At 67.0% G+C, this 11,232-nt stretch carries 6 protein-coding genes; 2 read left to right on the top strand and 4 right to left on the bottom strand.

Annotated elements, in window-relative coordinates; all coding sequences use genetic code 11:
- Positions 1-171: 171 nt before the first annotated feature.
- From G3M62_RS16235 to G3M62_RS16225, 3 genes are all read right to left on the bottom strand, one after another.
- A complete protein-coding gene (locus G3M62_RS16235) occupies positions 172-1,683 on the bottom strand; it encodes an amidase (protein ID WP_165188752.1) in 1,512 nt (503 codons plus the stop codon).
- A 148-nt stretch (positions 1,684-1,831) separates the two neighbouring features.
- A complete protein-coding gene (locus G3M62_RS16230) occupies positions 1,832-2,617 on the bottom strand; it encodes a thioesterase family protein (protein WP_165188750.1) in 786 nt (261 codons plus the stop codon).
- Between the two features lie 784 nt (positions 2,618-3,401).
- Positions 3,402-5,633 (bottom strand): S9 family peptidase, encoded by a 2,232-nt coding sequence (locus G3M62_RS16225; RefSeq protein WP_165188748.1) that lies wholly within the window; start codon positions 5,631-5,633, stop codon positions 3,402-3,404.
- A 343-nt stretch (positions 5,634-5,976) separates the two neighbouring features.
- Between G3M62_RS16225 and G3M62_RS16220 the strand changes: the two genes are divergently transcribed.
- Both G3M62_RS16220 and G3M62_RS16215 read left to right on the top strand, forming a co-directional pair.
- Complete coding sequence (locus G3M62_RS16220; protein ID WP_165188746.1) at positions 5,977-7,983, top strand: SPFH domain-containing protein; 2,007 nt, start codon at positions 5,977-5,979, stop codon at positions 7,981-7,983.
- 266 nt (positions 7,984-8,249) lie between these two features.
- Positions 8,250-8,609: a hypothetical protein gene (locus G3M62_RS16215; protein WP_165188744.1), complete on the top strand. Its 360-nt coding sequence runs from the start codon at positions 8,250-8,252 to the stop codon at positions 8,607-8,609.
- 91 nt (positions 8,610-8,700) lie between these two features.
- On the opposite strand, the gene G3M62_RS16210 is transcribed toward G3M62_RS16215, so the two are convergent.
- A complete protein-coding gene (locus G3M62_RS16210; RefSeq protein ID WP_165188742.1) occupies positions 8,701-11,085 on the bottom strand; it encodes a TonB-dependent receptor in 2,385 nt (794 codons plus the stop codon).
- Positions 11,086-11,232: the final 147 nt, after the last annotated feature.

The raw sequence follows: 11,232 nt of genomic DNA, 5'->3' as shown, positions 1-11,232 counted from the left end.
CGCCTCCGCCGATCGATGTGATCCGCCCGAAGGTTTGAGCCCCTCCCCCTGTGGGGGAGGCGATCGCGAAGCTATCGGTGGGGGCGTTTCAGGATCGTCGATCCGGGGCGCCGTCGCTTGCCGATCACTCCCCCTCCGTCGGCTTCGCCGACACCCCCACGGGGGGAGGACCTATTTCTCCGGCGCCACCGTCGGCAGGAACTTCGGCTCGATCCGACGATGCGTCGCCTGTTCGTAGGCGTAGCCCAGGTTCAGCAGCCGCGCCTCGCTCCAGGCCGGGCCGATGAAGCTGAGGCCCACGGGCAGGCCGCCGACGTCGCCCATGGGCACGGTCAGGTGCGGGTAGCCGGCCACGGCGGGTAGGGTGGTGGACGAGCCGCCGTAGTGGTCGCCGTTCAGCGGGTCGATGGTCCAGGCCGGGCCGGTGGTCGGGGCGACGATGGCGATCGCGCCGGTGTCCTTGAGGATCTTGTCGATTCCCTCGGGACCGGCCAGACGCTTGGCGTCGGCGGCGGCCTTGATGTACTCGGGATCGTCATAGCCCTTGGTGGCCTGGGCCTTCTCGAAGCTCTCCTGGCCGAACCATTCCATCTCCTTCGGGGTCGCCTTGTTGAAGGCGATCAGGTCTTCCAGGGTGCGGGTCTTGACCTTTTTCGGGTCGGTCGAGGCCAGATAGGCGTTCAGGTCGACCTTCAGCTCGGTATAGAGCACCACGCCCTCGGCCTTGCCGATGGGCTCCTCGTTGAAGTCCTTGACCTCGACCAGGGTCGCGCCCTGGGCCTTGAGGTCCTTCAGCGCCTGTTCGAACACCGCATCCGTGCCGGGCGAATAGCCGGTGTAGAAGCGGGCGACGGCCAGGGTGACGCCCTTCAGAGCGTCCTTCGACAAGCCCTTGGCGTAGTCGGTCTTGCGGGCGTCGGCCTCCTTGGTCGCCGGGTCGGCGGGGTCGGAACCGGCGATGGCGGTCAGCACCAGGGCCGCGTCGGTGACCGTGCGGGTCATCGGGCCGGCGGTGTCCTGGCTGTGGCTGATCGGCACGATGTGGGTGCGCGACACCAGGCCGACGGTGGGCTTGAGGCCGACCAGGCCGTTGATCGCGGCGGGGCAGGTGATCGAGCCGTCGGTCTCGGTGCCGATCGCCGCCGGCGCCAGGTCCGCCGCCACCGCCGCGCCCGAACCGCTGGACGAGCCGCAGGCGCTGCGGTCCAGCACATAGGGGTTGCGCACCGTGCCGCCCACGGCGCTCCAGCCGCTGATCGAGTGGCCGGAGCGGATGTTGGCCCATTCCGACAGGTTGGTCTTGCCCAGGATCACCATGCCGGCGTCGGTCAGCCGCCTGACCAGCGGGGCGTCGCGGCCGGTGACATTGTCCTTCAGGGCCAGGGAGCCGGCGGTGGTGGCCGTGTCGTCGGCGCTCTCGATATTGTCCTTCAGCAGGATCGGCACGCCGTGCAGCGGTCCGCGAACCTTGCCGGCCTTGCGCTCGGCGTCCAGCGCCCGGGCGTCGGCCAGCGCGTGCGGGTTCAGAGCGATGACGGCATGGAGCTGGTCGTTCCTGGCCTTGATCGCCGCCAGGGAGGCTTCGGTGGCGGTCACCGCCGAGGTTTTAACGGCTTGGGCGTTCGCCGTGGTCGCGAGCAGTGCGGCCGCCGCACCACCGATCAGCAAGGTTTTCCGGATCACGCGTGTTCCCCCGAATGTCGTGGCCGTTGATCTATTCCCGTCTCCCCGGCGAAGGCCGGGGCCCAGGTGAAACCCACGCGCCGCCCAGGATGAATCTGGGTCCCGGCCTTCGCCGGGAAAACGGACCTGTGGGGATTCTCCCAGACCCTCAGATGAACACCGCCACGTTCTGTCGCGCAACGATCAACGGCGCTCCGGCGCCGTCCCAGACGGCCATTTCCTGGGTCGAATAGCCGTCGCCGATGGTCTCCGCGCGGCTGCGCAGCAGGCGCCAGCCGTCGTCGTGCGGGTCCGGCAAGCCCACGATGTCGAGAGACCAGGTCATGGTCGAGATCGGTCCGAAGCTGGGGAACAGGGTCATGGCGGGCGGCGGCGGCGTGTCGGCCAGGGCGATCAGGGCCGACAGCGAACGGGCGGCCGGGTCGCGATGGCGGATCCACAGTAGGTACTCCGGCGCCCCGCCGGACAGAGGTCGCGCGCCGCCGGCCATGCGCACCTCGAACTGGCTGGTGAAGTTGGGACCGCCGCGCCCGCCGGGGAAGAACCATTCGCAGGCCTCGGGCGGAGCCACGACGGGGCAGGGGACCTCGCCATAGGCCACTACCGATTCCCGCGCCGCGCCGAAGGTCAGCACCCCGTGCGTGGCCACGCCCTGTTCGCCCAACAGGTCGACGGCGACGAACAGGGTCGACTTGCCCTGGCGCAGCGCCTTCACCTGGATCGACAGGTCGCCGGCCGCCGGCCCGACGAAGGCGAACTGGGCCGAACGCAGGGGCGGGGCTTCCGGGAAGGTCCGCCGCGCGGCCTCGACGCACAGGGTCGCCGACAGCCCGCCATAGGTGGTGCGGCCCTGGCGCCAGTCGTCGGTGACGTGGGCGGTGAAGCCGGTGTCGGTGGCGGCGATGGCGGCGAGCAGGTCGGTGTAGGACGTCACGCGGAGGCTTTCGGTTGTTTCGTATGCGAAGGTTCGTCTTCTTTCGCTACGGAAGTCAAATGCGGGGTGTCGTGCGGTGAACACTTGCCCCCTACGGACCGCTTCGCGGTCGTCTTCCCCCGTAGGGGGAAGAGGCGCGTCCTCCGCCCCCTACGGGGGCGGACAGGCGGCGAAGCCGCCAGGTGGGGGCAAGGGGGTGTGATCCCACGCCAATCTGGCTGTGAGTGGGATGAGGAGGCGCGGAGCGGCCGGGCCAAGCCCGGAGACCGTGGGTTTAGAGTTTGCGTTTCGGCGTGGACCAACCGCTCCGCGAAACCGTTTTTACCGAGGGACGGCGACTGAGGGCCTGTTTCATCCCGGTCGACATTCCCCCTCGGGCGGGCAGGATCAAAGTCGCCCGGAAGGGGCCGTCAGCGACTCCGACAGATCCTGGAACAGGCCGGTTTTGCTTCCCGGCCCCGTCGACCCGCGCAGATCCCGGCGAGGTTTCGGTGGGTCCCGGATCTATCCGCGAACAGACCCACACCGGCCTCGCGCAAGGCCTGCGCGTCCCCGCTCGGTTCCATCTCCATCGCCGCTTCGGGTCGGTACCAAGCGCCCTCCTCCGCGACGGAGACAGGATCATTGTGCGACGGGTTTGAGCGCCGAGGGCTTGTGACGCTGATTTTTCTTCAGGGCGTTGAAGAGGTTGGGATTCTCGGTGGCGCTGGCGGGGATCCAGGCCGCTCCATCCCCATAAACGCCCATCCCTCCCCACGAGGGGGAGGGATGGATGTCCGCGAGCCTACTGCCCCTTCAGCTGCCGATCGAAGAACTGCAGGTGCGTCTTCAGCACATGCAGGCCCTTGGTCTTGCTGCCGGGGGCGCTGTGGCGTTCGCCCGGATAGAGCATCATCTCGAACGGGATGGCGCGGGTCTCCATCGCCGCGATCAGGCGGGTGCTGTTCTCGAAGATGACGTTGTCGTCGGCCATGCCGTGCAGCAGCAGCAGGCTGTTCGGCTTGAGGTTCTTCAGGCGATTGAGCACGTCGGAATTGGCGTAGCCGTCCTTGTTCTCGTCCGGCTTGCCCATGAACTGCTCGGTGTAGTGGGTGTCGTAGAGACCCCATTCGGTGGGCGGAGCGCCGGCCGCGCCGGCCTTGAACGGGGTGTCGGGAGCGGTCATCAGCATCAGGGTCATGAACCCGCCGTAGGACCAGCCCATCACGCCCAGCTTGTCGGGATCGACATAGGGCAGGCCTCCCAGGAACTTGGCGCCCAGCAGTTGATCCTCGACCTCGACCGTGCCCATGCGGCGGTCCAGCGCCCGCTTGAACTTGGCCGAGCGGTTGGAGCTGCCGCGGTTGTCCAGCTTGAAGATGACATAGCCGTCCTCGAGATACGGACGCTCGCCGACCTTCTGCCACGAGCGGCTGACGGTCTGGGCGTGCGGGCCGCCATAGACCGAGACGATGGCCGGATATTTCTTGGCCGGATCGAAGCCGATCGGCTTGAGGATCTCGTAGTGCAAGACCTCGCCGTCGGCGGCCTTCAGCCTGCCGTACTCCGGCACGGGCAGGTTGGCGGCGTAGGGCCAGTAGGGATGGCTGGCGTCGAGCTTGTTCTCCTCGATCCAGCGCACGCGCTTGCCCGTGGCGTCATAGAGCGCGGTCTGGGGCGGGGTCTTGGGATCGCTGTAGCCGGCGGTGAAGGCGCCGCCGGTCTCGGCGACCTTGGCGGTCCACCAGCCGCCGGCCGGGGTCAGGGCCTTGGGCTTGCCCGGCTTGGCGTAGGAGACCTCGTAGACGCGGCGCTCCAGCGGCGTGTCGATCGAGGCGGTGAAGATCGCGGTCTTGCGGGCCTCGTCGACGCCTTCCAGGGCGTTCACCGGCCAGTCGCCCTGGGTGATCTGGGCGATCAGCTTGCCGCTGGCGGCGTAGTGATAGAGGTGCTTGTAGCCGGACTTCTCGGACGACCACAGGAACGTGCCGTCCTTGAGTGGCTTGAAGTCGTCGGAAAGCTCGATCCAGTGGGCGTCGGTGTCGGTGACGATCGTCTTGCCCCCAACAATTTGATTAGAGCCGGTGGCCGGGTCATAGGCGATCAGCTCGACCGTCTTCTGGTCGCGGGTCTGGCGCTGGACGTACAGGGTCTTGCCGTCGGCCGACCAGTCGACGCGGGCGACATAGATGTCCTTGTTGGGACCCAGGTCGATCTGGACGGTCTTGCCGGTGGCCAGGTCCTGGACGAACAGGTCGACCACGGCGTTGGGGCGGCCGGCGCGGGGATAGCGCTGCTCGACCACCTTGGCGCCGCCCGGACCGATGTCGGCGCGCGGGATGACGTCGACCGTGCTTTCGTCGACGCGGGTATAGGCGATGCTGGTCTCGTTCGGATTCCACCAGTAGCCGGTGAAGCGGTCCATTTCCTCCTGGGCCACGAACTCGGACGTGCCGAACGACAGGGCGTCCTTGCCCTGCGTGGTCAGGGCCTTCTCGGCCCCGCCTGCCAGCGCCTTGATGTAGAGGTTCTGGTCGCGGACATAGGAGACGAAGCCGCCCTTGGGCGAGACCTTGGCGTCGACCTCGTCGCCCGGGGTCTGCGTCAGGCGGGTGACCTTGCCATCGGCGATGCTGTCCAGATAGAGGTCGCCGTCCAGCGGCACGAGGATGAAGCGGCCTTCCTCGTCCCAGCTGTATTCGACGATGCCGCGCGCCGAGGTGCGGGTGCGCTCGCGGCGGGCCTTCTCGGCCTCCGACAGTTCCTTGGTTCCCGACGACAGGGCCGCTGAGTCGATCAGGCGATAGGGCTCGCCGCCCTTGACGTCGGCCGCCCACAGGTCCTGGACGTTGGCCGCCTCGGCCTTGCCCTTCAGATAGGTGACGCGCTTGCCGTCCGGCGACAGGGCCACGCCCTTGGCCGTGGGGCCGTTCAGGGCGGGGTCGGCGAAGATCCGCTCCGGGGTCAGCTTTTCCGCCAGAACCGGCGAGGAGAGGGCGAGGCAGGCCGTGATGGCCAGGAGCGAGGGTCTGATCATGGCGCGGGACGCTATGGGGAAGCGCGGCTGTTGTCAGCAGGGAAGTTTCGACCCTCCCCTCGTGGGGGAGGCGATCGCGAAGCGATCGGTGGGGGGAGTTGTCGGACCGTCGATCGTGGAGCCGACCATCTTCCGAGCACTCCCCCCTCCGTCGGCTGCGCCGACACCTCCCCCACAGGGGGAGGATCCATGCCGCATGAACGCCCCGTAACCCTTATCCCGAGGCCGTGATCCGATGTGATCGCCTCATGATTGCGCAGCGCCGCGGCATGCATACTTCAAGCGTGGCCGCTGTTTCATGGAGCGATGATCGCTTCCCAGGCGGCCATATGGGGCTACCTAAATGTCTAACGTCTTGGCGTTGGGACCGCTGGTCGGTTCGGCGCTTTTCGTCGTGCTCGTCGCAGCGGCGTTCGTCGCGCTCTCGGGCATGGTCCGCTACATCGGCAACACCCGCGTGGCGGTGGTCGAGAAGCTGTGGAGCCGGCGCGGCTCGATCGCCGGCGGCCTGATCGCGCTGAAGGAGGAGGCCGGCTTCCAGCCTGACGTCCTGCGCGGCGGTCTGCACTTCTTCTTCCCGTTCCAGTACCGGCTGCACGTCCAGACCCTGGTGACGATCCCGCAGGGGCGGATCGGCTATGTCTTCGCCCGTGACGGCGCGCCGCTGCAGGCCGACCAGGCGCTGGCGACGCACCCGGAAGGCGTCGACTTCCAGAACGCCCGCGCCTTCCTCGAGGCGGGCGGCCAGAAGGGCCCGCAGCGCAAGATCCTGCGCGAGGGCGCCTACGCCATCAACCTGGCCCAGTTCGTGGTGGTGACCAAGGACCGGACCTTCGCGCTCAGCCTGGACCGCGACGAGGCGGCCCTGCTGGCCCAGATGTCGGAGATCATCGAGGAGCGCGGCGGTTTCGAGCCGGTCGTGATCAAGGACGCCGACGACCAGATCGGGGTGATCACCGTGCACGATGGCCCAGGCCTGGCCTCGGGCGAGCTGATCGCGCCGCTGGTGGGCGGCGACCCGGACGATCCGGCGACGTTCCACAACAGCTTCCAGGAGGCTGGCAAGTTCCTGGCCGCCGGCGGCCGCAAGGGGCGCCAGCTGCAGGTGCTGGTCGAAGGCACCTACTACATCAACCGGCTGTTCGCGACCGTCGAGCGGATCAACAAGACCGTGGTCGAGGTCGGCCAGGTGGGCGTGGTGGTGTCCTATACCGGCGCGCTGGGGGCCGACACCTCGGGCGAGGGCTATCGTCACGGGGAGCTGGTGGCCAATGGCGAGCGCGGCGTGTGGCGCGATCCGCTGCTGCCGGGCAAGTACGCCTTCAACACCTATGCCGGCCGCGTGACCATGGTGCCGACCACCAATTTCATCCTGAAGTGGGAGACGATGGCCGTGGGCTCGCACAAGTTCGACGAGAACCTGGCCGAGGTGTCGCTGATCACCCGCGACGCGTTCGAGCCGACCCTGCCGGTCTCGGTCGTGGTGCACATCGACTACCGCAAGGCGCCGCTGGTCATCCAACGGTTCGGCGACATCAAGAAGCTGGTCGAGCAGACCCTGGACCCGATGGTCAGCGCCTACTTCAAGAACATCGGCCAGACCCGCACCCTGATCGAGCTGCTGCAGGACCGCAGCGCGATCCAGGGCCAGTCGAGCGAGGAGATGAAGGCCAAGTTCGGCCTCTATAACCTCGAGCTGCAGGAGGTGCTGATCGGCACGCCGCGTCCGTCGGCCAGCGGCGACGACCAGATCGAGAAGATCCTGACCCAGCTGCGCCAGCGGCAGATCGCCGACGAGCAGGTCGGCACCTATGAGCGGCAGAAGTTCGCCGCCCAGAAGGAGCGCGAGCTGCGCGAGGCCGAGGCCTTGGCCAAGCAGCAGACGGCGATCACCGAGAGCCAGCTGTCGATCCAGGTGCAGCAGAACGCCGGTAAGGCCAACCTGGCGCGTTCGGAACAGGAGGCCCAGCAGCGCCGGACCCTGGCCAAGGCCGAGGCCGACGCCACCCGCCTGCTCGGCGAGGGCGAGGCCGGCAAGGTCGTGGCCCTGGCCCGGGCCGAGGCCGAACGGGTGACCAAGGTGGGCCTGGCCACCGCCGAGGCCATCGCCAGCCAGGTCGAGGCCTCGGGCGGCGCCCGCTACCAGCTGGCACGCCAGGTCGCCGAGCGCTTCGCCGAGGCCCTGGAAACCAGCGGCGTCGACGTGGTGCCCAAGGTGCAGATCAGCGGCGCGGGCGGCGACGGCGCCTCGGGCGGGGTGATGCAGGCCCTGCTCACCCTGCTGATGTCCGAGAAGCTGGGCCTGGCGGTCGAGGCCGCTCCGGTCCGGTACGAGGAGGAGCAGGCCTAAAGGGGGAGGGCGGCGAGCGGCGGATGCGTCAGCTCGCCGCGCCCTGACGGAATCGCTTGCGGTTTTGATCTGTTAGCGGTACCAGCTCGCCCGTGAGGCGCCGAGCGCCTCTGCCCTTCCTGGGCGTTTCCTCCCTAATGACTTTAAAGCCCGGTCTTTTTGGCCGGGCTTTCTTTTTGGTCCGTGGAGGTGGTTGAGAGCGGAAATGCTGCCATGGCGACAGAAATGGTCATACACTCTCGTTTGACGAAAGTGGAGGCTGTGCCTTGACCAATCTGAATGACGAATTCGACCGCGCCATTGCGGCGCTTCAGGCTACTAAATTAGTGCGACATCACCATGCCTCAGGCGCCGAGGGCGCCAAGCTGGTCGAGCAGATTGCGACAATGCTGGATGCGCAAGCCTCCACGGCCGGCGCGTACGGAGGCATCGCGCGGAATGTCGCCTTGGCAATCGTGCGGGCCATCTTAAATCGCGAGACGCTTGTCGAAAATGAAACTCCTGCTGGGGGAGTTAAGGCTGCTGCTTTGGAAAAAGTCTTGGAGGGCTTAAGCGAAAACAACGCCACAGATGTTGAGCTCCTCCAAGCCGGCAAGCGCTGGTTGAGGCAGTACCCCAACAGATAGGTTCAGACGCAAGAACGCGGAATGACTTTGAGGTACGAAAAAGGGCCGGAGGTTTCCCTCCGGCCCTTCGCCTTGTCGTCGATCGCCAGACTTAGAAGGTCTTGCGGATCGTGATGTAGGACTGGCTGGGCGCGCCCGGCAGCAGGGTCATGGCGTTGCCGCCCGGATCGGCCTTGCTGGCGCCGCCCGAACCGACCGTCGAGATGTAGTCCTGGTCGGTGATGTTGGTGAAGTTGGCCTGCACTTCGAGGCCGTGCAGCAGGGAGTCCTGCGGCGCGTCGACGAAGCGGTAGCCGACCGACAGGTTGGCCAGGGTGTAGCCCTCGACCTTGCCGCCGTTGTTCTCGAACGTGTACCAGCGCGAGCTGACCACATCGACGCCCAGATTGGCGAACCAGCCGTTCTTGTCGAACTTCAGCTCGGCCTTGGCCAGGGTCTTGGGCGTGAAGACCACGTCCTTGTCCTTGGTCTTCATGGCCACGCTGCCGTCGGCGTTCAGCACGTCGTCGTCGTACTTGGAGTCGTTGTAGGCGTAGGAGCCGTACAGCGACCAGGCGTCGCTCAGGCGGTATTCGCCGGCCAGCTCGATGCCCTTGGTGGTGACCGAACCGACGTTCGACAGAACCGCCGGCAGGCCCAGGATCGGCGGAGCCGTGCTGGCGCTGTCGAGACGGTTGTCGAACTTGACGTCATACAAGGCCACCACGCCCTGGAAGCGGTCGTTGTGGAAACGCGCGCCGCCTTCGAAGGTCTTGGAGGTTTCCGGCTTCAGGTTGTCGCTGACGAAGTTGACGACGGTCTGGTTCTGCGAGGCGAACGGACCCGAGGTGGCGGCCGAGACGAAGGCGGCCATGTTCTCGGTGTAGCCGCCGAAGAACTCCAGGCCGTTGTGCAGGTCATAGACCACGCCGACTTGCGGCAGGAAGTTGTCCTTGCTCTCGATCTTGCCGGCCATCTTGTTGCCGGCGACGGTCGACACTTCGTTCTCGACCTTCAGGGCCTTGAAGCCGAAGTTGACCTTCAGGGCGTCGGTGACGGTCCAGACGTCCTGCAGGTAGCCGGTCGTGGTCTTGGTGTTGAACTTGTAGTCCCACGACGTCAGGAACGGGTTGGACTGGAAGTCCAGCGGGTTGCGCGACGGGGCGCTGAGGGTCTCGGCGTAGAAGCGGCGAGCCTGGTGGAAGTCGTTGTCCTCGTACCAGAAGCCGCCGCTGATCGCGTGGGCGCCCAGGTCGACATAGACATTGCCGATCACGCCGTTGCGGTCGATGTCGTATTCGGTGGTGCGGATCGACAGCGGGGCGGCGTTCGAACCGGCCGTGCCGTAGCCGGGGCTGGCGGTGTAGGGCGTGTACCACAGGCCCTGGCCCTGGTTCTGGTGACCGTAGGCGGTCACGTCGAACCGAACCCGCTCCCCCAGCTTTTCCTTCAGCGTGAGGGCGTAGAGGTCGTCGTCGCGGATGCCGGCGCCGGCGTAGTAGGCGTCGTCGGGGTTGGCGACGCCGTAGGCCAGGTACGGGTTCGTGCCCTTGCCCGACCAATAGCCCGAGGCGTTGAGCGGGGCGTTGGCGCCGGCGTAGTTGGCCGGATTGTTCAGGATCTGGCCCACGCCGATGGCGGCTTGCCAGTTGGGTTGGAAGTTGTCCCAGCTGCGGCCCAGGCGCTTGATCATGTCGAACGACATGTCCTGGTAGTCCTGCTCGCGGCGCTCGGAGTGGTTCCAGAACGCGGTCAGCGAGCCGTCTTCGCCCAGCGGCAGGACGAGCTTGCCGTCGTACTGCTTCTGCTTCTGCTCGCCGCCGCCCTTCCACTTGTCGGACTTCTGGTCGGCGATCGAGATGTAGCCGCGCAGGCCGCCCAGCTGGGCGATGGCGCCGCTGTCGAAGCGACCGAACACACGGTGCATCTCATCCGAGCCGGCGGTGGCGTCGACCTGCAGATGCATGTCTTCGGTGGGGGCGCGCGAGAAGAACTGCAGCGTGCCGCCCAGGTTCGAGGTCGAGGCGGTCGACAGCGAGCCGGCGCCTTGGGCCAGTTCGACCTTGCCGATGTCTTCGCTGGCGATGGCGCGGCTGATGTGCAGGCCGTTGTAGTTGCCGTAGCTCATGTCGCCCAGCGGCACGCCGTCCAGGGTGAAGCCCAGGCGGCTCTGGTCGAAGCCGCGGATGGCGATGCGCGTGGACCATTCGTACGAGCCGAAGGCGTCGGCCGACTGGAAGCTGACGCCCGGAAGCATCTCGACGGCCTTCAGCGGGCTGGAGCCCGGCGTCAGGACTTCGACTTGGGTGGCGCTGATCGTCTGGACCTGACGGCTTTGGCCTTGGCCCAGCACGACGACGGCGTCGACTTCGTTGGCGTCGCCCGGCGCGGCGGCGGGCGCGTCGGCGGCGGCGACGGGTTCGGCGGCCAGGGCCAGGTGCGGCGCGGCCAACAGCAAGGCGCAGAAGGCCCCGCCCAGCATCAGATGTCTTTTCATGGTTTTATCCCCACGCCGACGCTCAAGGGGAGCGGCGTCGACTTGGGGATCTGCGGTAACAGCGGTCGACGACAGCGCGCCGACAGTTCCGTGTCGGGTTTCCGACGGTGAGGCGACAGCGGGATGACAGTGGTCATGGGCGCATGT

Source organism: Caulobacter soli, assembly GCF_011045195.1.
GTDB classification, from domain to species: domain Bacteria; phylum Pseudomonadota; class Alphaproteobacteria; order Caulobacterales; family Caulobacteraceae; genus Caulobacter; species Caulobacter soli.
This window is presented reverse-complemented; position numbering and strand designations above follow the sequence as displayed.

Excerpts from the sequence above, each read along its gene's own strand:
- G3M62_RS16220 (WP_165188746.1), top strand. The coding sequence starts at position 5,977 with ATGTCTAACGTCTTGGCGTTGGGACCGCTGGTCGGTTCGGCGCTTTTC.
- G3M62_RS16210 (WP_165188742.1), bottom strand. The coding sequence starts at position 11,085 with ATGAAAAGACATCTGATGCTGGGCGGGGCCTTCTGCGCCTTGCTGTTG.
- G3M62_RS16225 (WP_165188748.1), bottom strand. The coding sequence starts at position 5,633 with ATGATCAGACCCTCGCTCCTGGCCATCACGGCCTGCCTCGCCCTCTCC.